Annotated in this window: 21 protein-coding genes; 11 read left to right on the forward strand and 10 right to left on the reverse strand. The window is 49.3% G+C overall.

Going from position 1 to position 26,617, the window contains the following annotated elements; translation table 11 throughout:
- Positions 1 to 26: 26 nt before the first annotated feature.
- Positions 27 to 1,148 (forward strand): LuxE/PaaK family acyltransferase, encoded by a 1,122-nt coding sequence (locus ACYVFD_RS09915; RefSeq protein WP_461089783.1) that lies wholly within the window; start codon positions 27 to 29, stop codon positions 1,146 to 1,148.
- A gap of 79 nt (positions 1,149 to 1,227) precedes the next feature.
- Here ACYVFD_RS09915 and ACYVFD_RS09920 read toward each other — a convergent pair whose 3' ends face one another.
- Positions 1,228 to 2,379: a sigma-54-dependent transcriptional regulator gene (locus tag ACYVFD_RS09920; RefSeq protein WP_461089784.1), complete on the reverse strand. Its 1,152-nt coding sequence runs from the start codon at positions 2,377 to 2,379 to the stop codon at positions 1,228 to 1,230.
- 149 nt (positions 2,380 to 2,528) lie between these two features.
- Positions 2,529 to 5,801: a beta-galactosidase, LacZ type gene (gene lacZ, locus ACYVFD_RS09925; protein ID WP_461089786.1), complete on the reverse strand. Its 3,273-nt coding sequence runs from the start codon at positions 5,799 to 5,801 to the stop codon at positions 2,529 to 2,531.
- Positions 5,802 to 5,941: 140 nt separating this feature from the next.
- Between lacZ and ACYVFD_RS09930 the strand changes: the two genes are divergently transcribed.
- Positions 5,942 to 6,889: an alpha/beta hydrolase gene (locus tag ACYVFD_RS09930; protein ID WP_461089787.1), complete on the forward strand. Its 948-nt coding sequence runs from the start codon at positions 5,942 to 5,944 to the stop codon at positions 6,887 to 6,889.
- Between the two features lie 118 nt (positions 6,890 to 7,007).
- On the opposite strand, the gene ACYVFD_RS09935 is transcribed toward ACYVFD_RS09930, so the two are convergent.
- Positions 7,008 to 7,538, reverse strand: coding sequence for a DUF2911 domain-containing protein (locus tag ACYVFD_RS09935; protein ID WP_461089789.1), 531 nt, complete (start codon positions 7,536 to 7,538; stop codon positions 7,008 to 7,010).
- 183 nt (positions 7,539 to 7,721) lie between these two features.
- Positions 7,722 to 9,743 carry an excinuclease ABC subunit UvrB gene (uvrB, locus tag ACYVFD_RS09940; protein WP_461089790.1) on the reverse strand — a complete coding sequence of 674 codons (2,022 nt, stop codon included), beginning with the start codon at positions 9,741 to 9,743 and terminating at the stop codon, positions 7,722 to 7,724.
- 200 nt (positions 9,744 to 9,943) lie between these two features.
- Here uvrB and ACYVFD_RS09945 point away from each other — a divergent pair, with 200 nt between their 5' ends.
- The gene (locus tag ACYVFD_RS09945) at positions 9,944 to 10,474 is read left to right on the forward strand and encodes a hypothetical protein (RefSeq protein WP_461089791.1); all 531 of its coding nucleotides are present in this window, start codon (positions 9,944 to 9,946) and stop codon (positions 10,472 to 10,474) included.
- 35 nt (positions 10,475 to 10,509) lie between these two features.
- Positions 10,510 to 11,076: a GNAT family N-acetyltransferase gene (locus tag ACYVFD_RS09950; protein ID WP_461089792.1), complete on the forward strand. Its 567-nt coding sequence runs from the start codon at positions 10,510 to 10,512 to the stop codon at positions 11,074 to 11,076.
- A gap of 69 nt (positions 11,077 to 11,145) precedes the next feature.
- Here ACYVFD_RS09950 and ACYVFD_RS09955 read toward each other — a convergent pair whose 3' ends face one another.
- Both ACYVFD_RS09955 and ACYVFD_RS09960 read right to left on the reverse strand, forming a co-directional pair.
- Entirely contained in the window at positions 11,146 to 11,919 is a 774-nt protein-coding gene (locus ACYVFD_RS09955) for an SDR family NAD(P)-dependent oxidoreductase (protein ID WP_461089793.1), read from the reverse strand.
- Between the two features lie 98 nt (positions 11,920 to 12,017).
- Positions 12,018 to 13,676, reverse strand: a complete 1,659-nt coding sequence (locus tag ACYVFD_RS09960; protein WP_461089794.1) for a UxaA family hydrolase — start codon at positions 13,674 to 13,676, stop codon at positions 12,018 to 12,020.
- A gap of 258 nt (positions 13,677 to 13,934) precedes the next feature.
- On the opposite strand from ACYVFD_RS09960, the gene ACYVFD_RS09965 reads away from it, so the two are divergent.
- The 4 genes from ACYVFD_RS09965 (at position 13,935) to ACYVFD_RS09980 (ending at position 19,045) form a co-directional block, all read left to right on the forward strand.
- Complete coding sequence (locus ACYVFD_RS09965) at positions 13,935 to 15,167, forward strand: acyltransferase family protein (protein WP_461089795.1); 1,233 nt, start codon at positions 13,935 to 13,937, stop codon at positions 15,165 to 15,167.
- A gap of 31 nt (positions 15,168 to 15,198) precedes the next feature.
- Positions 15,199 to 16,869, forward strand: coding sequence for an adenine deaminase (gene ade, locus ACYVFD_RS09970; RefSeq protein ID WP_461089796.1), 1,671 nt, complete (start codon positions 15,199 to 15,201; stop codon positions 16,867 to 16,869).
- 88 nt (positions 16,870 to 16,957) lie between these two features.
- Positions 16,958 to 17,557: an RNA polymerase sigma factor gene (locus ACYVFD_RS09975; protein WP_461089797.1), complete on the forward strand. Its 600-nt coding sequence runs from the start codon at positions 16,958 to 16,960 to the stop codon at positions 17,555 to 17,557.
- A 216-nt stretch (positions 17,558 to 17,773) separates the two neighbouring features.
- Positions 17,774 to 19,045: a replication-associated recombination protein A gene (locus ACYVFD_RS09980; RefSeq protein ID WP_461089798.1), complete on the forward strand. Its 1,272-nt coding sequence runs from the start codon at positions 17,774 to 17,776 to the stop codon at positions 19,043 to 19,045.
- A gap of 79 nt (positions 19,046 to 19,124) precedes the next feature.
- On the opposite strand, the gene ACYVFD_RS09985 is transcribed toward ACYVFD_RS09980, so the two are convergent.
- From ACYVFD_RS09985 to aat, 4 genes are read right to left on the reverse strand one after another with little or no spacing between them, the layout of a single operon-like run.
- The gene (locus ACYVFD_RS09985) at positions 19,125 to 19,727 is read right to left on the reverse strand and encodes an OmpH/Skp family outer membrane protein (protein ID WP_461089799.1); all 603 of its coding nucleotides are present in this window, start codon (positions 19,725 to 19,727) and stop codon (positions 19,125 to 19,127) included.
- Positions 19,728 to 19,783: 56 nt separating this feature from the next.
- On the reverse strand, positions 19,784 to 21,034 hold the full coding sequence (locus tag ACYVFD_RS09990) for a glutamate-5-semialdehyde dehydrogenase (protein ID WP_461089801.1): 1,251 nt from the start codon (positions 21,032 to 21,034) through the stop codon (positions 19,784 to 19,786).
- A gap of 59 nt (positions 21,035 to 21,093) precedes the next feature.
- On the reverse strand, positions 21,094 to 22,128 hold the full coding sequence (gene proB / locus ACYVFD_RS09995; RefSeq protein ID WP_461089802.1) for a glutamate 5-kinase: 1,035 nt from the start codon (positions 22,126 to 22,128) through the stop codon (positions 21,094 to 21,096).
- 37 nt (positions 22,129 to 22,165) lie between these two features.
- Positions 22,166 to 22,774, reverse strand: coding sequence for a leucyl/phenylalanyl-tRNA--protein transferase (gene aat / locus ACYVFD_RS10000; protein WP_461089803.1), 609 nt, complete (start codon positions 22,772 to 22,774; stop codon positions 22,166 to 22,168).
- Between the two features lie 190 nt (positions 22,775 to 22,964).
- Between aat and ACYVFD_RS10005 the strand changes: the two genes are divergently transcribed.
- From ACYVFD_RS10005 to ACYVFD_RS10015, 3 genes are all read left to right on the forward strand, one after another.
- Positions 22,965 to 24,503: a TolB family protein gene (locus tag ACYVFD_RS10005; protein ID WP_461089804.1), complete on the forward strand. Its 1,539-nt coding sequence runs from the start codon at positions 22,965 to 22,967 to the stop codon at positions 24,501 to 24,503.
- A gap of 105 nt (positions 24,504 to 24,608) precedes the next feature.
- Positions 24,609 to 25,520 (forward strand): dihydrodipicolinate synthase family protein, encoded by a 912-nt coding sequence (locus ACYVFD_RS10010; RefSeq protein ID WP_461089805.1) that lies wholly within the window; start codon positions 24,609 to 24,611, stop codon positions 25,518 to 25,520.
- Positions 25,521 to 25,600: 80 nt separating this feature from the next.
- Positions 25,601 to 26,605 (forward strand): 4-hydroxyproline epimerase, encoded by a 1,005-nt coding sequence (locus ACYVFD_RS10015; protein ID WP_461089806.1) that lies wholly within the window; start codon positions 25,601 to 25,603, stop codon positions 26,603 to 26,605.
- The last annotated feature ends 12 nt before the right edge of the window (positions 26,606 to 26,617 follow it).

The raw sequence follows: 26,617 nt of genomic DNA on the forward strand, positions 1-26,617 counted from the left end.
GTTGTGCAATAAACGCTTATTTTATTTTGTCTTTTTCATTAACGCTTTCAGCCGCAGCAGCCCCCATTCGGGAGTCGCTGAAGCAGCAAATACTGGCAATCAGTTCGGCAGACCCGAGCCAGGCTACGTTCGAGTCGCTGGCGCTGGCTGTTTTTCGGTATCAGGCCGTTCATAACCCAGTTTATCGAGCCTATCTGAGCCATCTGAACTGCCATCCTGAACGAGTCCATAGCTTACGTCAGGTGCCGTTTATGCCAATTGGTTTTTTCAAAACGCACACCATTTTAACCGGCATTGATACGAGCACTCCTGCTAACGTTGAAACGACGCTCACCTTTGCCAGCAGCGGTACTACCGGAGAACAGACCAGTCGCCATCTGGTGCCTGATTCAGCACTTTATCAGTCGATCAGTACCCATATTTTCGAGCAGGTTTATGGGCCACTAAGCAACTTCCATATTCTGGCGTTACTACCGTCGTATCTTGAACGAAATAACTCCTCCCTAGTGTATATGGTTCAGCAATTTATGGCCCGGAGTGCACACTTGCAACGTGAGGCTATACAAACTGAATCGACAGGCTCTGGTTTTTATCTGCATAACCATGCTGAACTTAGCGAACGATTGAGTCAACTTACCCGACAGAACGACGGCAAAACGATTTTGCTTATCGGCGTTACGTTCGGCCTGTTGGATTGGGCTGAGTCGGTTATGGACCTGTCATCATTAGGGCAACCGTCCAGGCTGATCGTGATGGAAACGGGCGGTATGAAAGGTCGTCGGCGGGAGCTACTTCGGGAAGAGGTTCATGAACTACTAACTCAGCAACTGGGTGTGCAAACCGTACATTCGGAGTACGGGATGACCGAGCTGCTGTCGCAGGCGTATTCGACGGGCAATGGTGTTTTTCGCTCCGGTTCGACCATGCGAATACTGCTCCGGGACATCAACGACCCATTTTGTTTATACCCTGACGATTATACGCGAACTGGGGGTATTAATGTGGTAGACCTGGCCAATCTGGACTCGTGCTCGTTTATCGAAACCCAGGATTTGGGGCAATACATCGGAGCAGATGGAGCCTTCAAGGTCATCGGGCGCTTCGATAACTCCGACGTAAGGGGGTGTAATTTAATGATTCAGTACTAGGAGCGAGGAGTGAGTATTAGGAGAGAAGGATGCGTCAGCAACTCCTAATACTCACTCCTCGCTCCTAGTACTGAAATTACTACGCATACAGCTTCACGTCCTCCAGTGTAATGGTATCACCACACATGATGACGAGCCGTTCGATGACGTTGCGTAGCTCCCGAACGTTACCGGTCCAGGGTAGCGATTGCAAATAGGTCATCGCATCGGCTGTCAGTTCCTTCGCCGGTGACCCGTACTCATTGGCGATGTCGTGCAGGAACTTATCGGCCAGCAACGGAATGTCAACCTTACGCTCTGCCAGAGGTGGCACATGGATCATGATGACACTCAGGCGGTGGAATAAGTCTTCGCGGAAGTTACCGTTGATAATTTCCTGACGCAAGTCTTTATTCGTAGCAGCAATCACCCGCACGTTGACTTTAATTTCTTTGTCGCCACCCACTCGGGTGATTTTATTTTCCTGTAGTGCCCGGAGTACTTTTGCCTGTGCCGATAGGCTCATATCGCCGATCTCATCCAGAAACAACGTGCCTCCATCGGCCTGCTCAAACTTGCCAACACGTCGGGCCGATGCGCCTGTGAAGGCGCCCTTTTCGTGTCCAAAGAGCTCACTTTCAATGAGTTCGCTTGGGATGGCTGCGCAGTTCACTTCGACCAGGGGTTGGTTGGCCCGACTCCCTTTTTCGTGAATTTGCTTGGCTACCATCTCCTTACCGGAGCCATTGGCGCCCGTTACCAGAACCCGCGCTTCGGTGGCGGCTACCCGATTGATGGTATCCTTTACCTTTTTGATCGGGTCCGACTCCCCAACGATTTCGTTGAGTTTATAAATTCGCTTCTTAAGAGTCTTGGTTTCCTGAACCAGCTTGGCCCGTTCAATGGCGTTGCGAACAGTAATAAGCAGACGGTTCAGATCGGGTGGTTTGGTGACGAAATCATAGGCTCCGCGCTTAGTGGCTTCAACGGCGTTTTCAACATTGCCGAAGGCCGAAACCATGACGACCTGGGTGCTTTTCTCAGCTTCGCTTACTTTGGCCAGCACTTCCAGACCATTCAGTTTAGGCATTTTGATATCGCATAGGGCCACATCGTAACTGCCATTCAGAATCATGTCCAGTCCTTCTTCTCCGTCTTTTGCTTCGTCTACCTCGTAGCCTTCATACTCTAAGATATCGCGTAGCGCTGCCCGAATCGGTTTTTCGTCGTCCACGATAATCAGTTTGGCCATACAACTAGGGTAAGTTTAAACGATGGATTAGTATAGGCCCGAAAATAGGTGATTTTATATCGGCATTCGTTATACCGACGACTAAATTTGATAAAATCCCTTTCTTTTTTCATAAACCGAGGATGATTTCAGATGTCTTCTATCGACTTTTATCGGGGCAGCGCCAGATTAACGACTTCAGCTACATTCACACGCATATCGATTGGGCGCATCCGAAATGAGTAGGTGTAGGACTTTGTAGCTGGAAGCAAGTATTCGGAATGGACTCGGGGAGACCAGCTATCATCACCACCCAGTCCCATCTGTGCCATATCGACATTCACGACGGTTACATTGCCGCGTTCTACTTCCTGCGTACCGGGTTGTTTGGCTTTTAGCAGCGCATTATCAGTATAATCGCGTACATTGATATTAAGCAAGGGTCCTGTTGTTAGATCGCTCATAATAAGTAAGCCTACATTCATTTCGTTGGTCAGTTTCGCCCAGCGGACATCGGTTTTATTACCATTTTCCTGTGCCATCGTATAAGGGAAAAACTGGTCGGATACTTTGCCTTCATAATGCCCCACTTTAGCTGCATCTTTCCGGTCGGCATAGCTTTCGAATGGGCCACGACCATACCAACTTAAGCTATTGAAGGTAGCTGGCAACTGAAATTGCATACCTACCCGAGCGAGTGGAGGCAGCGTGCCCGAAGGGGTATAGGTGGTTGTGATTTGTACATCGCCCGTACCATAAACGACATACTCGGTTTGTTGAAGTAGACTACCACCATTGCCAGCCCATTCGTTGGTGCAACTTACGCGAACGAGTTGCGGACGAGACTCTATTTTGAAATCGACCGGGTGGAATAGAGTGGTATCCAATCCTGCTTTGCGCCATTGGGTGGCAAACGAACGATTGCCTCCTCCTTCGTCGTTGTCGGTTGGTACTCGCCAGAAGCTTGGTTTGAGGCCCTGTTCGAGCATGTTTTTGCCTTTATAAAACCATTGAGTTAAAGTTCCACTGGTTTTGTCGAACACGACAGCGAAATCTTTACCTCGAATGGTTACGCTTGTGGTTGTTGGCACAACTTTTAGCACGGGTATGCGATTCATGCCCATTACGGGCGTTGTGGGCGAGTCCATTTTTACCGGGAACTGACCCGATGCAACTTCGTGTCCGGCCGATGCCCAAGGAGTAGCCTGCTTCAACCGAATGCTTACATTCAGAAAGTATTCACCAGCCTGTGCAGCCTGGTCGGCCAGGGAAGCCGCTGAAGGCCGGGCATTGCCATCGATTGATCTGGTATCAACAAAGGCATCTAATCGTACGGGTAGGGTTACGACCTGCGTCTGCCCCGGTTTAGCAACCAGATTCGTTTCGGCTCCACGCTGCACCACATCGCCGTTGCGGATGAGCTCCCATTCCAGCCGAAACGGTTCGAGTGACTGAAAATTGTAGGTATTCCGAACGTTAACTTTAACAGGTTGCCCGGCTGATAAGGGGGCGGGTGTTGTTAATTTAACGTACTGATAAATTAATTTTACCTCAGCCGTTTCCGGTTGTGGGGTTCGATCGGGGTTTACCAGACCATCGCAGGCATTGGCACCATCGATGTAGTTGATATGATCGGTAAATTCTTTGCCTGCCTTGTTTTTGATCCGAAGTCCCTGATCCACCCAATCCCAGATAAAAGCGCCCTGCAAGCGTGGGTATTTGTCGATGGCAGCCCAGTAGTCTTTCAGGTTCCCGACGCTGTTACCCATTGCATGGGCGTATTCGCAGACGATGACCGGCCGGGACGGGTCTTTCTCCATCAGTTTCAGCATATCGTCGACGGACGGATACATGGTCGAAATAATGTCGAAACTGGTTAATGATGTGTTGGTGTACGGCTGGCGGCCTTCGTAATGAATTGGTCGTGTTGGGTCGATCAACTTCATGATGTCGGCCATATCCCTGAAGTTCTGCCCCATGCCTGTTTCGTTGCCCAACGACCAGATCACAATGCAGGGATGGTTCTTGTCGCGCTCAACCATAGCCCGACCTCGGGCCACGAATGCATCCCGCCATTCGGGTTTGGCTGCCGGCGTTTGGCCTTTGCCCCATAAGTCATGACTTTCAATATTCGCTTCGTCAATCACATACAGCCCGTATTCGTCGCACAGGTCGTACCAGTCAGTCATGTTGGGGTAATGCGACGTTCGTACGGCGTTGATGTTCAACTGCTTCATCAGTGTAATATCCCGAATCATCGACTCCCGACTGATTACCCGGCCTGTGTTGGGGTCAAATTCATGACGATTGACACCTTTGCACGTGACAGGTTTGCCGTTGAGCAATAATTGCCCGTCGGTCAGGGTCATTTCCCGGAAGCCAACCCGCTGGCTGACGACTTCGGTTGGTTGTCCATCAGCTCCGATCAGTTGAACGGTTAGGGTGTAAAGCGAGGGTGATTCGGCACTCCATAGAGCAGGCGCTTTTACATCTTTGCGAAGCCTGAACAGGCTTTCCTGACCCGTATCGGTTGCATTTTCGGAGTTGATCGTTTCGGTAAAAAGAGCCGTTTTCTTTGGGTCATAGAGCGTAACGCGCACACGGTAAGGCGCTTGCGTAGCTACACCCGACAGATTGCGAACTGACGCATTTATTTTCAGCACCGCGTCATGATACTGGTCATCCAGATCGGTCACAACAGCCAGATCACGCAGGTACGTTTTGGGCGTGGATACCAGAAATACATCCCGGAAAATGCCTGAAAGCCGCCAGAAGTCCTGATCTTCCAGATAGCTCCCATCCGACCAGTTGATGACTTCAACCGCCAGTAAGTTCTCACCGGCTTTTAGCTTGTCGCTTATCAGAAATTCAGCGGGCGTCATACTATCTTCATGATAGCCAACTGGTTGCCCGTTTAGGTACACTCGACAAGTCGATTGAACACCCGCAAAATGCAGAAATATGGCTCGGTCCTGAAAATTGGCCGGTGCTGTAAACCGGAGTCGGTACAATCCAACGGCGTTGGTATCGGCCGTGATGCGCGGAGGAGTAGCCGGAAAAGGGTGTTTGATATTGGTGAAGATCGGCCGGTCGTAGGGGCGGCCTTCCCGAGCGCCAACCACCTGCCAGTTGGAGGGGACAAACAGGTTATCCCAGTTTTGATCAGGGGTGGTAGGTTGGTAAAAATTGGTCGGTATTTGGCTGGGATGCTTTACCCACCGAAATTTCCAGGTACCGTTTAGTAGCGTAATGTTGGGTGATCCTCGCCAGTTGGCTGCGTTGAGGGCTTGCTGTTCCGTTGCAAAGGGGATCAGCGTTGCGTGGGGTTTCTCGGTTTGCTGGCTAATTACCTGCGGATCTTCCCAATCGGGTAAGGTTTGGGCCTGGACAGTATATAAAAATAAGATTGTTAAAAAGAGGGAGAAGAGTAAGCGTTTGGGCATCGTGAGCACGTTTTATGGATGACACAAGCGAAGAGGTCGGCCAGGAGATAATTGACAAAGAAACCGTCAATTTGCAGCTCTAAGGCGACTACTGGAAAAATTCGCCTAAATTTAACCTCCTTTCATCGCCTTTTACGCTAATGCCATTCCGTAATTTAATCTTCTGCGCTGTTCTCGCTGTTCTGTCATTTACATCCCTAGCTCAATCGCGTCGACGGGCGCAATTAACTACTGAACAAACTACCGGGCCAGTGCCTGTGGTGTCCGCGCCCCAGGCGAGGTTGTTAGAAAGTATGCGATTTAATAGCTCGATATTAAATCAGGCTGTCAAATTTTCTATCTACCTGCCTCCCGACTATTACATATCTAACCGACGCTACCCGGTACTCTATCTGCTACATGGCTATGGCGACGATGAAACCGGCTGGATTCAGTTTGGCGAAGCCGACCGAATTGCCGATGAAGGTATTAAGGCCGGTGATTTTCCGTCAATGATTATTGTCATGCCGAACGCGGGAGCCACCTTTTATGTGAACGATTACCAAAATAAGGTCCGCTACGAAGATATGTTTATACAGGAACTCATTCCGCACATTGACTCGATGTTTCGAACACGAACCCAGCAGGAATTCCGGGCAATTGCGGGTTTGTCGATGGGTGGGTTTGGGTCGTTGACGTTGGCAATGCATCATCCTGAGCTTTTTGTTGCCTGTGCTGCCTTAAGCGCAGGTGTGCGCACCGATGAAGCGTTTGCCAGTATTCCCGACGAACGATATAATACCGTTTTTGCTCCTGTATTCAGTGGGCCTGTAAAAGGGGAGGAGCGACTGACCCTAACCTGGAAACGAAACAGCCCCATTACACTGGCCCGTTCAGCTCCGGAAACTGATCTTAACAAGGTGCGCTGGTATATCGATTGTGGTGATGACGATGCCCTTACCGTTGGGAATGCCATGCTGCACCTGGCCTTGCTTGAACGAAAAATTCCGCACGAATACCGCGCCCGTGATGGAGCACACACCTGGTCGTACTGGCGCACCGGCTTACCCGATGCCCTGAAATTTATCGGATTGAGCTTTCATAGGTAGTCAGAACCGGGATTTTTATGATTTGATTGACTGACTTTGATTATGCCTTTCTTTAAAAGCGAATCAATAGTACAATCAAAGTCAATCAATCAAATCACAAAAATCCCGGTTCTGACAGTTATTGTCTCTTCTGAATCGGGACAACGGCTTCAGTTTGGTCCCACGCCAGAATCATGTCGGTGCCATTGGCTGATGGCGAAAAGCTGATGTAGAATTGTTCGGCGGCTGGGCTGTGTTTCCGAGAAATAATTGGTACGCGTAGAATGTCTTTGGTCTGGTCGTAATTCGTACCCCACTGGCCAGTTTCACTATTGAAGATCGCAATCCAGCCATCTGATGACGGGATTGTCCAGAGCGAGTATTCGCCTTTGTCGAGGGGTTGTCCGGCTACAATGACGTTCTGGTCGAACTCAATTTTGGTCGCTTCATTAGCCCCGGTGCGCCAGACTTTTCCATAAGGTACTAGCCCTCCGAAGATTTTGCGGCCTTTTTTATATGGCTGGCAATAATCTACCTTGATTTTCAAACCGCCCTGGTTAACCTCTGCAATGGCTTCAGGACTAGCCGATTTTGTCCAGCTTCGTAACGAGAAAAGGCCAATAAGGACTACAGCTGCGATAATGCCGAGAATGATCAGGATACGCTTCATGAGGAGTTTTAGGTAATTTTTGATGGAACCATTAGCCGTAAAATACAATGAGGTAATGCTATCCGGCCGGTCGCATTACCTCAAGGAATGGCCGAGGATCTCTCCCCAACCGCTACAAAGATAATTGAAAGCTTTCACTATTGCCGTAAATTACTACAAAAGTAGAAGCTTTTGGCGGCTCTGTTAGGCAGTTTGCTGCTTTAGTTTATCGCGTAATTGAAACAGTTCGTCGCGTAGTCGGGCGGCTTCGAGGAAGTCGAGGTCTTTGGCGGCACGCTCCATTTTCGATTGCGTTTCGATAATCATTTTCTCCAGATCGCCCTTGCCCATGTACTGCACAATTGGGTCGGCAGCAATCCGAATTTCTTCCGGCTCTACGTAGAAATGCTTCACTTTTGAGTCAGCTACTTTAGTTTGACCCATAATTGCTTCTCGAGATTTCAACACCGTGGTTGGGGTAATGTTATTATCGGTATTGTACTCCATCTGAATAGCTCGCCGACGATTAGTTTCGTCGATAGCTTTCTGCATGGAGCCGGTAATGGTATCGGCATACATAATTACCTTTCCATTCGCATTCCGGGCAGCACGGCCAATAGTTTGGATAAGGGATCGGATGTCGCGCAGGAACCCTTCTTTATCGGCATCCATAATAGCTACCAGCGACACTTCGGGTAAGTCGAGCCCTTCGCGGAGGAGGTTAACCCCAACCAGCACATCGAAGTTGCCCAGTCGTAAATCGCGTAGGATTTCAACCCTGTCCAGGGTCTTTACTTCGGAGTGGATATAGCGGGTTTTAATACCGACGCGGTCCAGATACTTTGTCAGTTCTTCGGCCATCCGTTTCGTGAGGGTCGTTACCAGAACACGCTCGCCTTGTTTGATTCGGCTGTCGATGGATTCGAGCAGATCGTCGATCTGATTCAGACTTGGGCGAACTTCAATTTCGGGATCGAGCAGGCCGGTTGGGCGGATAAGTTGTTCGACCACTACGCCTTCGCTCCGACGAAGTTCGTAGTCGGATGGCGTGGCGGATACGAAAATGGTTTGCCCCGATAGGTCCTCGAACTCCTGAAACGTCAACGGACGGTTATCCATGGCCGACGGAAGCCGGAAACCGTAATCGACCAAGGCAGTTTTGCGGGAACGGTCGCCCCCCCACATGGCCCGAATTTGTGGAATGGTCACGTGGCTTTCGTCGATCACGAGCAGATAATCGTCCGGGAAATAATCGAGCAGACAGAACGGGCGCTGGCCAGGCTTGCGGTGGTCGAAGTAGCGCGAGTAGTTTTCAATACCGGAGCAGTAACCGAGTTCGCGCATCATTTCCAGATCGAATTCGGTTCGTTCCCGAATTCGGGTGGCTTCCTGCTCGCGAAACTCCGATTCAAAATAGCGAATCTGTGCAACCAGATCGTCCTGTATTTCATGAATAGCCCCTTTCAGCGTATCGCCACTGGTTACAAACAGATTTGCCGGAAAAATGGTCACCATGCTTTCCGAAGAAAGTTTTTTTCCCGTCGATGGATCAATTCGCTGAATTGTTTCGATCTCATCACCGAAGAAAATAACCCGATAGGCAAAGTCGGCGTAGGCTACATAGAGGTCGACCGTGTCACCTTTGACGCGGAAATTACCCCGTTGAAATTCGGCTTCAGTTCGGCTGTACAGAATACTAACCAACTGATGTAAAAATTGATTGCGACTCATCCGCTCACCAACCCCAATCCGAACTACGTTGTTTTTGAATTCCTCGGGGTTTCCCATGCCGTAAATGCAGGATACCGATGCCACCACAATCACATCGCGCCGACCGCTCATCAGGGCCGACGTAGCCGCCAGGCGAAGCTTATCGATCTCCTCATTGATGGCTAAGTCTTTCTCGATGTATGTGTTGGTCGTGGCTATGTACGCTTCGGGCTGATAATAGTCGTAATAGGAGATAAAGTATTCGACCGCATTTTCAGGGAAAAACTGCTTGAATTCGCCGTAAAGCTGAGCCGCCAGCGTCTTATTATGGCTTAGGACGAGGGTTGGGCGATTGGTTTGGGCAATGACATTGGCGATACTAAAAGTCTTACCTGACCCCGTGACCCCAAGCAATACCTGAGAGGGTTCACCCTCGTTGATGCCCTTGATAAGTTGATGAATCGCCTTTGGCTGATCGCCGGTAGGCTGAAATTCTGAGGTTAATTTAAAGCTCATCAGCGTCGTTTAGAATCTGGCTAATTTACGAAGATCTGGTTCTTTTTCCAAGGAGAGTTTGAAAACAAACTCGGTTTTGGAAGGCTGATACGTCAGTCTACAGTCAACCCAAGCCGGGGTAATTAGTTGTTAAAAATTTTCGGCTTGGTCAATTGTTCATTGAAGAGCTATATTGCCACCAAACTTAGTACGATTAATTGATGGGAAGCAATTACGATGATGCCGAATCGATACCATATATAAGAAGTCAGCCAGTTTGGGTATTCTGCCTATTATCCTTCTTTTCGTTTGGCATCTATACTATTTATTGGTTTTATAAAAACTGGGCCTTTTTCAGGGATGTATACGAGTGGGATATTTATCCGTTCTGGCGGGCTATATTCAGTATTTTCTTCGTTCATAGTTTATTAGAGCACATCAATGATCTGGCTGTTGAAAAGGGGCATCCAGGTATTAGCAGCAATGGGTATGCAAGTGGTTTTGTCGTGCTGGCTATCGTACAACGATTCGTGGACAGAGTTTTGCCTGATGCGCTGGCGCTGACAGCGTTATGTATTCCGCCTTTCCTTTTTTTGATCCCGACCGTAAAACAACTGAATTATATCTATGAAAAGGCCTATCCGAATGACCATCGGCCTGCATTGGGTCCTGGTGAATTTATAATTCTGATCCTGGGAGGAATAATCATGTCATTAGCCATTACTGGTCTTTTGATGGGAGATCAATTGTAACTCTGGAAGCTTATAAGAACACGATAACTGTATTTATGGAAGCGCTTTCTCCCGAAACCATTCACCTTTCATCTGACGAAGCAGTAATTATTCGACTGTTGGATTCAAGCGATGCTCCTAAACTAACCGCCTATTTTAAAGGCTTATCGGACCAGACCCAAAGCTATTTTGCGCCCCATTCATTCGTTGCAGAAACGGTACAACACATCTGTATGAATCTGAATCCGGCCGAAATTGTCCGGTTCGTTGCGACCTCGGCCGACGATCACCAGACCATTATTGCCTATGTGCTGCTGTTGTCGGGAGCAACACCGTCGGATGCTGCTCGTTTTCAGACATTAGGAATGCCAATTAGTGCTGAAACGGATTATTCGATAGCGCCCTCCATTGCCGATGCGTACCAGAGCCGGGGCTTGGGGAATCATCTGATGAAAAAGGCCCTGGCAATAGCCAGAGCCATGAAGAAACAACGGATTATTCTGTGGGGTGGGGTACAGGCCCGAAATGACCGCGCCCATCGGTATTATCAGAAACATGGGTTTGTCGAGGTCGGGCAGTTCGAGAACGATGTCCTGAACTACGACATGTGCCTGATGCTATGAATAACTAAAGAATGGGTAATGGATAATTCTTGGCCGTTAGATTATTGTGCATTTTTCATTATTCATTCTTTAGTTATTCAATCGGGTGAAGCCACCATCCAGCGGATAGTCGCAACCCGTTATGAAACCAGCTTCGTCGGAGCAGAGGTAAAGCGCCAGGGCACCAACTTCTTCCGGTTCGGCCATACGGCCAATGGGCTGGGTTTTTGAGAGTTTTTCGAACATTTCAGCTTCCCGACCCGGATACGTCCGTGCTATGAAACCATCCACAAATGGCGTATGGACACGGGCCGGCGAAATGCAATTGCATCGGATATTGTCTTTCAGATAATCCTTCGCAACCGACAGCGTCATAGTCAAAACGGCTCCTTTACTCATTGAGTAAGCAAAACGGTCGGGAATGCCGAGGGTCGCGGCTATCGATGCCATGTTGAGCACGACCCCACCACCATTTTTCTTCATGTGCGGGATAGTGGCAAACAAGCAGTTATAAACACCTTTGGCATTGATCCGAAAAATTCGGTCGAAGTCGGCTTCGGTTGTGGTCTCAACGGTGCCGATGTGCGATACGCCCGCATTATTCACCAGAATGTGAATCGGCCCCCGTTCGGCAATCTGATTAATAGTCTCTACCGTTTGCGATTGATTCGAAACATCTACCGCATGGCTGGTTGCCAGCCCACCTATTTGACGAATTTCGGTCGCTGCCTGTTCGGCCTGATCGGCGTTTAGGTCGAGGATGTGTACCGAGGCACCTGCCTGAGCGAACGTCTTCGAAATAGCCAGTCCGATACCACTGGCTCCCCCCGTGATGAGGGCAGTTTTGTTTTTGAGTGAGAACATAGGTTAAAGAGTGAATGAGTGAAAGAGCGAAAGAGTAGCTGACGCGAACATCTTCTGGTAGGTCCGCTCTTTCACTCATTCGCTCTTTCGCTCTTTAATTAAAGTGAAACGCCCCGCTTCCAGGGAATGAAATCATCTTGGCCCAGGCGCTCGGCCTGCGTCGTTTCTTCACCCGATGCGAGCCGGACAATGTATTCCAGCATGGCATCGGCATTTTGGCCAATGGTTTGCTCCCCATCGATGATAGGGCCACTGTCGAAATCGATCACGTCGGGCATCCGGTTTTTAAGGACGGTATTGGTCGAAACCTTCACAACTGGGCAGACTGGATTGCCCGTTGGAGTTCCGAGGCCGGTGGTAAAGACAATGACATTCGTACCCGAACCGGCCATACCCGTGGTGGCTTCTACATCGTTACCGGGTGTACAAAGCAGATTCAGGCCGGGTTTAGTAGCTGGTTCGGCATAGTCGAGTACATCGGCAACGGGGGACGTACCGCCTTTTTTAGCGGCTCCAGCCGATTTGATCGCGTCGGTAATGAGGCCGTCTTTGATGTTGCCCGGCGACGGATTCATATCGAAGCCGGAACCTGCCGCTTCAGCCTGAGCCGAGTAGGTACTCATCAGGTCGATGAACTTCTGGGCTTTGGTCGTATCGTCGGTACGGTTAATAAGTTCCTGTTCAACACCGTTCAGTTCAGGAAATTCGGCCAGTACGGTTTTTCCACCCAGGGTCACTACAATATCGGATAGTTGCCCCAGTGCTGGATTGGCCGAGATGCCTGAAAAACCATCTGAACCACCACATTTCAGACCTACAGTCAATTTGCTCAACGGAGCGGGTTTTCGGTCAATCTTGTTGACTTCGACCAGCCCCAGGAAAGTTTCTTTAATGGCCTGCGACATCAACGCGTATTCGGTACCAGCCTGTTGTTCGAACAGGAGAAGGGGTTTGTCGAACTTCGGATTCTGCCGTTTTATTTCCGCCGAAATCATGTCGACCTGTAGGTGCTGACAACCCAGGCTCAGGACGGTTGCTCCGGCTACGTTCGGGTTATTGATGAATCCGGCCAGTAACGAGCATAGATAGCCCGAATCCTGGCGTGTGCCTCCACAACCCATTTCATGGGTCAGAAATTTGATGCCATCGACGTTTTTGAACGGCCGCTTGGGCGCTTGTTCATGCGCATAAACCGGCTCAACGAAGGGTTGCATCTTTTTCACAACATCCAGTTCGCCAGCTTTGTACAGACTGATCAGCTCATGCACCTGCTCCCGATAGATTTCGGGCTGAGCATACCCTAATTCGCGTTCAAAGGCATCTTTCAGAATCAGAACATTACGATTTTCGCAAAATACCAGTGGCACGACGAGCCAATAATTGCGCGTACCCACGCTACCATCAGCCCGATGATACCCCATAAACGTACGACCCTGCCAGTGCGACACATCGGGTGGTTGCCACGAATAAGGTTGTTTTTTGTCGAGACCGTACCGATCGGCATCGTGCTTCAAATTGAAGGTTGTAATGGGTTCTCCCCGTCGGATGGGCTGAGTAGCTTTGCCAACCAGTACGCCGTACATCGTAATCGGGTCGCCAGGTTGACGGTCCTCCGTCACAAATTTGTGTTTAGCCCCAACGGCGTAGGGTAACTCATAGGTATCGTTTTCAAACTCGATATGTTCACCAGCTGATAGGTTGCGAAGCGCAACGATAACATTATCGGCAGGATGAACTTTTAACACTCGGGCAGCCATTGAGCAATATGATTTTGAATTAACTGTCAGGAGAAGTCGTCAAGTGTGGTCAAGAATTGTCAAGGCTAGTAAGGTAACAACTCTTAACTATTTTTGACAATCCCTGACCATATTTGACGACTCCTGTCAATTTCTGACCATTTTAATAAAGAGACGTATTGGGCCGAAATATACCACCTCTGAAAAAACTTTGTTCTATGCTGTTGCGAATATGAATACCAATGTTGAGTTTGGTCAAAGAATTCCTGACTCTTTCCTATGCCCAAACTTTCGCCCGACAACCAGACTGGCTTTCTGGCTGGCCGACTTATGTCTATGGACGCTTATCGAGGTTTTGTAATGACCTTGATGGCGGCTGAAATTTTGAAGTTTCATCACCTTCACGAATCGTTTCCCGACAGTGCATTCTGGGGGTTTCTGACTTTTCATCAAAGCCATGTCGCGTGGGCAGGCTGCTCCCTGCACGACATGATTCAGCCCTCGTTTTCGTTTCTGGTAGGTGTGGCACTGCCTTATTCTATCGCCAGCCGTGTCAAACAGGGAGAATCGTTTGGGCTTCAGTTTGGTCATGCGCTTCGGCGGTCGCTGATATTGATTTTATTGGGTATTTTTCTGCGATCTACGCATGCTGACCAGACCTATTTTACGTTTGAAGATACGTTGACGCAGATTGGACTTGGGTATCCTTTTTTGTTTTTGCTTGGGTATACGACGCCCCGAACGAGCTGGATCGCTTTTGGTGCAATTTTAGTTGGCTATTGGCTGGCGTTTATTTTATACCCGGCCCCGGCAGCTATACCCGGCACCTCCATGCCGGGCGCATTTTTTGATTATACTGCCGTTGGTGTTTCTGCCGATTGGCCGGAGCATTACACTGGATTAATGGCCCATTTCAACAAGAATAGTAACCTCGCCTGGGCTTTCGATACCTGGTTTTTAAATTTATTTCCACGAGAAAAGCCCTTTCTGTTTAACGGTGGAGGGTATGCTACACTCAGTTTTATTCCAACCCTTGGCACTATGTTGCTAGGGCTACAGGCTGGTCGCTGGCTACGATCTGATCTGACGCAACGCGACACGTTGAAACGTTTGGCGATCGCTGGCGTCATAAGCCTTGTGGCTGGATTGCTGTTGCAATGGGCCGGTGTTTGCCCAATTGTCAAGCGAATCTGGACACCAGCCTGGGTGCTGTTCAGCGGAGGGCTATGTTTTTGGTTTCTAGCCGCTTTTTATGGCGTTATTGATGTGGCTGGCTGGCGTAAATGGGCTTTTCCATTGGTCGTTGTCGGGATGAACTCCATTGCGATCTATTGCCTGGTGGAATTGATCAGCCACTTCATTGTCAATTCGTTATATATCCACCTGGGGCATCGGCTATTTCAGGTGTTTGGCGAACCGTATGAACAATTGCTCGTCGGGCTGGCTACGCTCGGTATCTTTTACCTAATTCTCCGGTGGATGTACCATCGAAAATTATTTATCCGTATCTGAAAAAGGTTACGGTACTCATAACTTGTTATCTATGCTTACTGCCAACATCCTGAACCTTTTCGATCAAACGATTTTCTACGGTACGATTTCTTTTGAGCATAATCGCATCAATGAAATTCATAAGCTGGGTCCTGAGCGTCCGGGCGAACCCTATGTATTGCCTGGTTTTGTAGATGCGCACGTACATGTGGAGAGTTCATTGCTGACTCCCCCTCAGTTTGCCCGGCTGGCGGTTGTGCACGGTACTGTGGCTACGGTTTCTGATCCACACGAAATTGGTAATGTGCTGGGTGTGGCAGGCGTTCATTATATGATTGAAGAAGCCCGACGTGTACCCTTCAAATTCATGTTCGGGTCTCCGTCCTGTGTTCCGGCAACTACCTTTGAGACAGCCGGAGCTACCATAGGCGTTAAGGATGTTCGCAACCTGCTGGCTATGAAGGAAATCGGCTATTTGGCCGAAATGATGAATTTCCCGGGCGTACTACATCAGGACCCGGAGGTGATGACCAAAATTGCGCTGGCGCAGGCGTTCAACAAGCCAGTGGATGGTCATGCACCGGGTTTGATGGGCGATGATGCGCAGCGATACATGGATGCTGGTATCAGTACTGACCACGAATGCTTTACATACGAAGAGGGATTGGATAAGGCCAGGCATGGAATGCATATTCTGATTCGGGAGGGGAGCGCGGCTCGAAACTTTGATGCACTAATTCCATTGCTGGCTCAGTTTCCGGAACAGATTATGTTTTGCTCCGACGATAAGCACCCGGATACACTGGCCGAAGGCCACATCAATCAGCTTGTGGTGCGGGCGTTGGCCAAAGGGCATTCAATCTGGAATGTGCTGCGCGCTGCTTGTCTGAATCCGGTATTGCACTATCGCCTACCTGTCGGCTTACTACGCGAGGGCGATCCGGCTGATTATATTGTTGTGGAGAATTTGCAAACATTTCAGGTAACGCAAACTGTCATCAATGGCGCAACTGTAGCCGAAAATGGTCAGTCGAAAATTGAGGATTTACGGAGTGAGCACGTCAATCAATTCAACTGTTCGTCCAAAAAAGCAGACGATTTTACGGTGAGATCTGACGAGCCTGGAAGGGAGATACGTGTGATCGAAGCACTCGATGGTCAGTTAATTACCAATGAGCTTCATTTGAGGCCTAAAATAAAGGATGGACAAATTGTATCTGATGTAGAGCGCGATATTTTAAAGCTGGTGGTCGTCAATCGATATCAGGATGCTCCTCCTGCTGTGGCCTTCATAAAGAATTTTGGACTGAAAGAAGGAGCCATCGCTTCATCGGTGGGGCACGACTCGCATAATATTACGGCCGTTGGTTGCGACGACGAGAGTATTTGTCAGGCAATTAATCTGGTTATTGAGGCAAAGGGTGGGTTGTCGGCGGTCAGTAACAGGCAGGCTTCGGATAATACAAAGGGAAACGAACTACTTCTGGCTTTACCCGTGGCAGGACTGATGACGGATACAGACGGGTATACTGTTGCTGACCAATACAAGCATTTAGATCAGTTTGCCAAACAGGAATTGGGAAGTACGCTCACCGCCCCGTTTATGACTTTGTCGTTTATGGCACTCTTAGTTATTCCGAATTTAAAATTGAGTGATAAAGGGTTGTTTGATGGAAAAAAGTTCTCTTTTGTGTCACTAGAAACTGAAAATCGGAGATTATAAAATTTTTTTCGAAGTATTTTTTTAATTCTATTTTTTATGGGTAAGTTTACACACCTCAAGGCTATTCCTAACCTTTACTCCCTCTATCATGGCCCGCTCTCGTACCCAAAATGGCCCCGACGACGAAACCTTATGGAATCTGTTTCGCGGTGGCGATGAAACTGCGTTTGCCCGACTATATCAAAATTATGTTCAAACCCTCTACCACTATTGCGTCCATTTTGCCACCGACCGGGCGTTAATTAAAGATTGCATCCACGACCTGTTTGTCGAACTCTGGAAGCATCGCACCACCATCGGCCCAACCACTTCAGTACGGTTCTATCTGATGGCCTCTATTAAGCGTAAATTAGTTCGCCACCTGACCGCCGAACAAAAATTAGTTAGTCAGGATGACATGGTAAACGGCCGGCGTGTAGGCGATACGCTCCCCGGTTCTGACCCCTCCTACGAAAACTTGCTGATCAATCACGAAGAAGATATGTTTATCAATGACTGCCTGCATCAGGCACTCGAAAAACTTCCTCGTCGTCAGCGCGAAGCCGTTCATCTCCGGTATTTTCAGAATATGAGCAACGAAGAAATTTCGGCGCTTATGCAAATCAATATCCAGTCTGTTTATAATTTGATCTTTGGTGCCATGAGCAACCTCAAGCGGTATGTGACGCTTGAAAATGTGTCGCTCTGACGCTGACTATTCCCAAACTCCTTTTCTGACCCCGATAACCGAAACCCGGTTATCGGGGTTTATTTTTTAGAAAGGTCAAGAGGGGTCAGGTATAGTCAAGAGTAGCCAAGTATTGTTGTCACAATCAATTTCTGGCCATACTGACCATGCCTGACTATTCTTGACTATACCTGACCACACTTGACCTGCATAAGCTATTGGTGGTACCTTCGTTAAATGAATACAGACTCAACTCCTTTACCCGAGCGGGTGCGCCCGCATACACTCGACGATGTAATTGGCCAGCGAAAATTGATTGGTTCTACGGGTGCTTTGCGCCGGGCAGTTAATGCCGGTCGGTTGCCGTCCATGATTTTGTGGGGCCCTCCGGGAGTCGGTAAAACAACGCTGGCGTTACTACTGGCCGAAGCGGTTAAACGGCCATTTGTGGCGCTGAGTGCTATTAATTCAGGCGTTAAGGAAATCCGCGATGTGCTGAGTCGGCCCAGTGGGATGTTTCCGCCCGTGGTGTTTATCGACGAAATTCATCGGTTCAACAAAAGTCAGCAGGATGCCCTGCTGGGGGCTGTCGAGAAAGGGCAGATTACGCTCATCGGGGCTACTACCGAAAATCCGTCGTTTGAAGTCAATAGTGCGTTATTGTCGCGTTGTCAGGTGTATATTCTGGAAGCACTCAGCCGCGACGAACTGATTCAGGTCGTAGATCGGGCGATTGCGCAGGATGCTTTTCTTCAATCGAAGACGATTCAGGTTGAGTCGTATGATGCGTTGCTGCGCCTGTCGGGTGGCGATGGACGTAAACTATTGAACTTATTGGAACTGGTCGCTTCCGCGCACGTATCGTCGGAGCCGTTACTAATTACGGATGAGGGCGTAACGACAGTAGCCCAACAGAACATCGCCCGGTACGATAAATCGGGCGAGCAACACTACGATATTATTTCGGCTTTTATCAAATCGTTACGGGGCTCCGATCCCAATGCGGCTTTGTACTGGATGGCGCGGATGATTGTGGCTGGTGAAGATCCGGTTTTTATTGCCCGACGGATGCTGATTCTGGCATCGGAAGATATTGGCAATGCCAACCCAACAGCGATGATCATGGCTTCTGAAGCGGTACAGGCCATTCGCGCTATTGGGATGCCCGAAGGACGAATCATTCTGTCACAAGTAGCGGTTTATCTGGCCACGTCGCCTAAGAGTAATACCAGTTATGTGGCTATCGATGATGCCATTGCGCTGGCCGAACAGACGGCCCATTTGCCGGTGCCACTACACCTACGCAATGCCCCTACGAAACTGATGAAGCAGATTGGCTATGGCAAAGAATACGAGTATGCCCACTCGTACGAAGGGAATTTTGTGCAGTTGAACTTTCTGCCCGATGAATTAAAAGGCCGTAAACTATACGAACCGGGTCAGAATGCCCGCGAAGCCGAAATCCGCCGGAGTTTGCAGAAATGGTGGGGAGAGTGGTACGGGTATTAACGTTATGCCTGTTTAGGAATAACAAAGCCCATGAACATCAATTTCATGGGCTTTCGTCTTTAGTAAGCTGGTATACTGTCTACTTCTTTCTAGGGGGTGTTGCTGCTTTAGGAGTTGTTGGAGCCGGAGCGTTAGCCGGTTTGTCCGTGTTTTGCCCCGGGGTAATGCCCATTTTTTTGAGAACCAGATCGGTGATATTCAGTTCTTCGGCGGCATAGAGTACATTCGAATTAGACGTTGCATTGATGATATAATGATAGCCGTTCTGCAGGGCGACTGTGTCGATGGCCTGCTGAATTTTTGTCAGAATGGGTTTCATCAACTGGCCATATTTAGCTTGCAGGGACTCCTGGGCCGTTTGGCTAAACTGCTGAATTCGGGTTTGGAGCGTTTGTAATTCCGTTTCCCGATCTTTTCGGATCACGTCGGTCATCTGCGCGGCACCCGACTGATAGGCTGAATATTTAGTCTGGAGTTCGGTTTGCATGCGCTTCAGTTCGTTTTCTGCCTGCGTTTGCTGGATGTTCAATTGGTTGGTTACTTCTTTCGCTTCCGGCGATTGAGTGACTATATAGTCAATACGGGTAAAACCAACTTTTAACGATTGGGCCTGCGCAGTTAACCCGATTAAAAAGAAGAGGCTAACAAGCGTTTGAGCAAGAGTTGTTTTGGAGTTAATCATAGAAGGTGTTTCGTACAAGTAAACTGTTTTTTGGTGAGCTTATAACCAGGCCAGGCTTACCAACGAACCTGGCCATCGCCCACAACGATCCATTTTTCGGTAACTAATTTCTCCAGGGCGAATGGGCCACGAGCGTGAAGTTTTTGCGTTGAGATGCCTATTTCGGCTCCTAATCCAAAAACACCACCATCCGTAAATCGGGTAGAGGCATTGGCATATACCGCAGCCGCATCTACTTCACGCAGAAACTGGTCGATCAACGGTTGGTTCTGCGATAGAATAGCTTCCGAATGCCGCGAGGAGTAAGCCTGAATATGCGAGAGCGCTTCGTCCAGACCATTCACCACCTTGACCGCGCATTTATAGTCCAGAAACTCACGGCCGAAATCTTCGGATTGGGCATGCTGTAAGTTCGTATAGCCTGCTTTCTCGAAAATGGCGTAGGCCGTTTCATCAGCAAATACTTCAACGTTCCATTTGTTGAAATCGTCTGTTAGCATTGGCAGGAAACGCTCAGCAATTTGCTCATCGACCAGCACACAATCGAGCGAGTTACAGACCGACGGGCGCGAAACGCGGGCATTTACCACAATGGCCACCGCTTTATCGAGATCGGCCGTTGCTTCGACGTAGGCATGGCAAACGCCAGCGCCCGTTTCGATAGTAGGAACTAGTGAATTTTTTCGAACAAACTGAATCAGCGAATCCGACCCACGCGGAATGATGATGTCGACATATCGAGTGGCAGTAAGCAATTCATTCACAACAGCCCGATCAGGGGGAAGAAGAGTTACGGCTGCTTTCGGTACATTGAATTCCACCAACACACCCTGAATCAGACCGACCAGGTAGCGGTTCGAGAAGTCAGCTTCTTTGCCCCCTTTCAGCACACAGGCATTGCCCGAGCGCAGGCATAACGACGCCACATCGACCGTTACGTTCGGCCGGGCTTCGTAAATAACCCCGACGACCCCAAGAGGTACAGCAATCTTTTTCAATTGCAAGCCCTGCTCGATGGTACGCTCCAGAATAACTTCGCCAGCCGGGTCGGGTAGCACGGCTACTTCCCGCAGGCTTTTAGAAAGATCAGCTATCCGGGCTTCGGTCAGTTTCAGCCGGTCATATTTCGGGTCAGTAGCCGACATGCGATCGAGATCTTTCTGGTTCTCAGCAACGATATCAGCCGTATGCGCTGCCAGCACATCTGCCAGCCGGTTGAGCAGGGCAGTTTTCTGATCAGGACTCAATCGCCGAACGGCGGCTGCGGCTTGTTGGGCCGACTGGAGTAAAGGGGTAATTGGTGTCATTTGTGAAAAAGGAGTAAAGGGAGGAATGGACGAAAGAGAGAGTGGCCCTTTCCTTCTTTTTACAAAAGTACAATATCATTGGCATTCGCCACTTCAACATTTTGCTGATTAAGCTGTTGCGCTAACGTTTCGGATGAAATTCGGGTTCGGGCTACGGCTATTGTTTCCTGTGTTTCGTCCAAAATCTCGACCATTTCACCCGTGGCAAATTCGCTGAGAATAGACCGGACACCTACGGCCAGCAGACTCCGTCGTTGTTTGAGCGCCCGAACGGCCCCCGCATCGACCTGAATTTGCCCCACGGCCAGACTTCCACTGCCCAGCCAGCGGTTCCGGGCCGAAAGAGTATTAGCCTGTGGCACGAATTCCGTTCCGGTTTCGCCCCGTAAGGCTTTCCCCATACTGTCGGGTTCGTTCATGCCAAAAATTACGACCCGAATACCCATGCGGGTGGCTAGTTTGGCAAAGGTCAGTTTAGAAGCCATACCACCCAATCCCAACGAAGACTTATCCGTTCTGACAACGCCGAATACCTGCTCATCGAAAGTAGTCACTTTGGGAATAATCTGCCCGTCCTTATCTAGCAACCCACCGACTGACGTGCAAAGCATCAGCACTTTAGCACCGAAACCTACGGCAATCAGGGTCGCCAATTCGTCATTGTCCGAAAATTTCAATTCGCGATTGCTCACTACGTCGTTTTCGTTGGCAATGGGAATCAGGTCATTGGCCCACAGTTCTTCATAAGTTTGTTTTAACTGAAGGAACTGGTCGCGATTGGCGAAGTGGTGGCGCTCGCAAAGGCTTTGAGCAATAGAAATGCCGTAGATCGCGAAAAAGCGAGAGTATTGGTTGAGCAATAGTAAATTACCTACGGCAGCCGCAGCTTTTCGCTGGATAATATCACCCTTATAATCGCGGATCAATGCTTTGCCAGCACCTACGGCTCCCGACGATACCAGTACAATCCGATAATGTGGGTGTAGAGCAGCGACCTGCCGGGCAATGTCGACCATAACAGGTTCGTTGGGTTCGCCGGTCGGTTTGGTAATGGAGGCAGTACCGAATTTAAGGACAAGAACGGGTTTCGACATGCGGCAAAGATAGGTGGTTTTCGGTATACCGAATAGCTCACACCTTCTGAGGTACCTGGTCAGTAAACTTGACTTTATTGCGAAGGGCCATTTTCAGTTGCCGCAGGTAGTCAGCTTTGGGAATTTCGATAGCTCCATACCGACGGACGTTATCGTTAATGAACTGGGTATCCAGCAGGGTGAACTTCTGCTGCCGAAGAATCTGGATTAAGTGGTGAAACGCCACTTTAGAGGCATTACTGACGGCCGAAAACATCGACTCGCCGAAAAAAGCAGAGCCCAGCGCCACACCATATAAGCCACCCACTAACCGATTGTCGATATACGTTTCCACACTGTGCGCCAACCCCATATGATGCAGCTCGGTATAGGCATCAATGATTTCATCGGATATCCAGACGCTATCTTCTTCGGAGCGGGGTTTTGAACAGCCTCGCATCACTTCCCTAAAGGCAGTATTCAGCCGAATCTCAAACTGGTTGCGGTTCAGAACCGGCCGGAGTGATTTGGCGGGTTTGTAGGTATAAATGGGAATGATAGCACGCGGATCGGGAGCGTACCAGTAAAGCGTACCGTCGGCATCGGCCATGGGGAAAATGCCATTTATGTACCCATAAATCAGGTCGTCGGCGGTGAGCTTATCCATGAAAGTGGTGGATGTGTATGCTGACAAAGATAAAAAAAATGACCAAAAATTGACAGGCGTTTTATGGCTTTTACAGTGAATGCAGGGGCTGGTGACTTTCGTTGAGTAAGTCGCTAATCAGTAACGCTTTGTTGGTAAAGTTACCTGATCACCCTGCCGAACCCGATAAAACGAACTCAATTGACTCCTGATGAAAACTCTAAAAATTACCTGCTTAACTTGTTTGCTCAGTCTGCTTCTGACGTTCTATGATTCCACTCTGGCACAAGATGCTAAATTTGGGATTTTTGATGGACAAACCGATATTGGCGCAGTGCTGAAGCCCGGTTCGGGTAGCTATAATTCCAAAGCGCATCAGTATGAACTGTCGGGCTCAGGGGCTAATGTTTGGGCCGACCATGATGAATTTCATTACGCATGGAAGCGGATGAAGGGGGATTTCCTGCTTTATACAAGAGCATCGCTGTTGGGCAAGGCAGGAGATCCACATCGGAAAGTGGGCTGGATGGTTCGGAGCAGCCTGGACGGCAAATCGGCGCATGTGAATGTATGTACGCATGGCGATGGCAGCACATCGTTACAGTTCAGACGCACGACCGGCGCAACAACCGAAGAAATTCGTACAAAGCTGGCGGGTGCCGATGTGATCCAGCTCGAACGGAAGGGTAATACCTACACCATGCGGGCTGCCAAATTCGGGGAACCTTTTGTGACGGAGCAAGTTGCTGATCTTGCCTTGGGCGAGGAAGTATACGTTGGTCTGTTTGTTTGCGCGCACAATAAAGACGGGCTGGAACGGGGTACATTTCGGGATGTGCGTATCAGTGTACCGGCACACGACAAGCTGGTTCCGTATCGGGAGTATCTGGCTAGTAATCTTGAAATTCTCGACGTGGCTACTGGGGATCGGCGGGTTGTTTTCAATGTGCCGGGATCGATTCAGGCACCAAACTGGACGCCCGATGGCAAAACACTCTTGTATAATGGCGATGGGTCGATTTATACCTTCGATCTGGCAAAAGGTCAGCCCTCTGTGCTGAATACGGGAGCGGTCAAAAATAACAACAACGATCACGTACTCTCGATGGATGGGAAAATGCTGGGCCTCAGTAGCGGTGTAAAAGAACTGGGTGGCTCGATCGTTTATACCGTTCCGGTAACGGGTGGAGAGCCGAAGCAGATTACACCGAAAGGGCCGTCGTACCTGCATGGCTGGTCGCCCGATAAGAAAACGCTGGTGTTTACCGGTTCCCGAAACAACGAGTTTGATATTTACAGTGTACCGTCGGATGGAGGGCCTGAAGTTCGCTTAACCGATGCGAAAGGGTTGGACGATGGCCCGGAATTTACGCCCGATGGCAAGTGGATTTATTTCAACTCCGACCGAACCGGCACCATGCAAATCTGGCGTATGAAATCGGATGGCAGCGCTCAGGAAGCCGTTACCCATGGCGATTATCATGATTGGTTTCCACACATCTCGCCCGATGGCAAATGGATCATTTTCCTGTCATTTTTGAAAGAGGAAGTTAAGTCCAATGAGCATCCGTTTTATAAGCACGTTTACCTGCGCCTGTTGCCTATTTCGGGAGTTGGAGAGCCCAAAGTAATTGCGTACATCTACGGAGGACAGGGAACGATCAACACCCCTTCGTGGTCGCCGGATAGCAAGCGAGTCGCCTTTATCAGTAATACGGCTGCCAATAGTGTTAGTCCGATTGAAAAATAGGAGAAAACGACCTTTTTCTGTGGTTCTACCGGATTTGTGTCGATTTGACATGAAATATTTTGAAGAATTCGCAACTTTGGTTGTTAAACTTGATCCCCTCTGCCAATGAATGTTTCTGTACGCTGGGAAGGTGTTTATCCCGCACTCCTAACTCCCTTTACGGCTGATGACCAGCTTGATTTGCCACTCTTCGAGAAAAACCTGCGGGCACAGCTCGATGCAGGTGTACATGGTTTTATCATTGGTGGTTCGCTGGGCGAAGCCAGTACATTGCTTAACGAGGAGAAAATTGAGCTGCTGACATCGGCTCTGGCCGTAAGCGCCGGAAACGTACCGGTGCTGGTCAACATTGCCGAGCAGGCAACCAAACAGGCTATTGCTCGTGCGCATGAAGCTGAAAACGGTGGCGCCGACGGTCTGATGCTACTGCCTCCAATGCGCTATCCTGCCGATTCCCGCGAGACAGTCACGTTCTTCAAAGCGATTGCTCAGGAAACGTCACTGCCCATCATGATCTACAACAATCCGTACGATTACAAGATCATGACCACAGTGGCTATGTTTGAAGAACTGGCCGTATTACCCAACATTCAGGCCGTTAAAGAATCGACACGGGACCTGACCAATATTACCCGGATGCGTAATGCGTTTGGCGACCGCTACAAATTGCTGGGCGGGGTCGATACGCTGGCGCTGGAAGCGCTCCTGTTGGGTTGTGATGGTTGGGTAGGCGGTCTGGTCGATGCGTTCCCACAGGAAACGGTGGCCATTTATGAATTGGCCAAAGCAGGACAAATCACCGAAGCCCTCGACATTTACCGTTGGTTTATGCCCCTGCTCGAACTGGATATTCACCCCAAGCTGGTTCAGTACATCAAACTGGCCGCTACGGCCACAGGCATAGGTTCCGAATACGTTCGCGCTCCCCGACTGCCGCTCATAGGTGCCGAACGCGAGCAAGTTCAGGAGGTTATACAAAAGGCTTTGGCAAACAGACCAATTATTAATGTTGAATGATAGAATTGTTGAATGATTGAAAGGGTAACGCGACTTTATTCAATCATTCAACAATTCTATCATTCAATCATTGTCTCCCCATGTCTGAATTTCATTTTTTCTGCATCGACGCACATACCTGCGGCAACCCGGTACGGGTCGTTACGGGGGGAAGTATTCCCTTTTTGCAGGGGGCAAATATGAGCGAAAAACGGCAGCACTTTCTGCGCGAATACGACTGGATTCGGCAAGGGCTCATGTTCGAACCACGCGGCCACGATATGATGTCGGGAAGCATACTGTACCCGCCGTCTGATCCTGCCAATGACGTTGGCATCCTTTTTATTGAAACGTCGGGGTGTTTACCGATGTGTGGTCATGGGACGATTGGTACGGTCACCGTTGCCATCGAGCAAAACCTGATTACGCCTAAAACACCCGGTGTCCTGAATCTGGAAGTACCCGCTGGTCTGGTTCGGGCCGAGTACCGGCAGGAGGGTAAGAAAGTAACGTCGGTAAAGATTACTAACATTAAGTCGTACCTGGCGGCCGAACAGTTGACCGTCGAATGCCCGGATTTAGGAACGCTGACGGTCGATGTGGCCTATGGGGGTAACTTTTACGCCATTGTCGATGTACAGCCAAATTTTCCAGGTCTGGAGCATTACAAGGCTGAGCAACTGATCGGTTGGGCGCGGGTGATGCGCCAGCGAATGAATGAGCAGTACACCTTCGTGCACCCCGAAAATCCGACCATTAAAGGTCTAAGCCATATCCTCTGGACAGGCAAACCCTTACAGGAAACATCGACTGCCCGCAACGCCGTTTTTTACGGCGATAAAGCTATTGACCGGTCGCCCTGTGGTACGGGCACATCGGCGCGTATGGCACAATGGTATGCGAAGGGAAAGCTCAAACCCGGCGATACGTTTATTCATGAGAGTATCATTGGGTCGATTTTCAACGGACGTATCGAAGCTGAAACCGAACTGGCAGGCAACCCCGCCATTATCCCCAGCATCGAAGGCTGGGCCCGAATTCACGGATATAATCACCTGATCCTGGACGAAGATGATCCGTATGTGCATGGATTCCAGGTAATATGAAATGATTGAATG

The sequence above is a fragment of the Spirosoma gilvum genome, assembly GCF_054776815.1.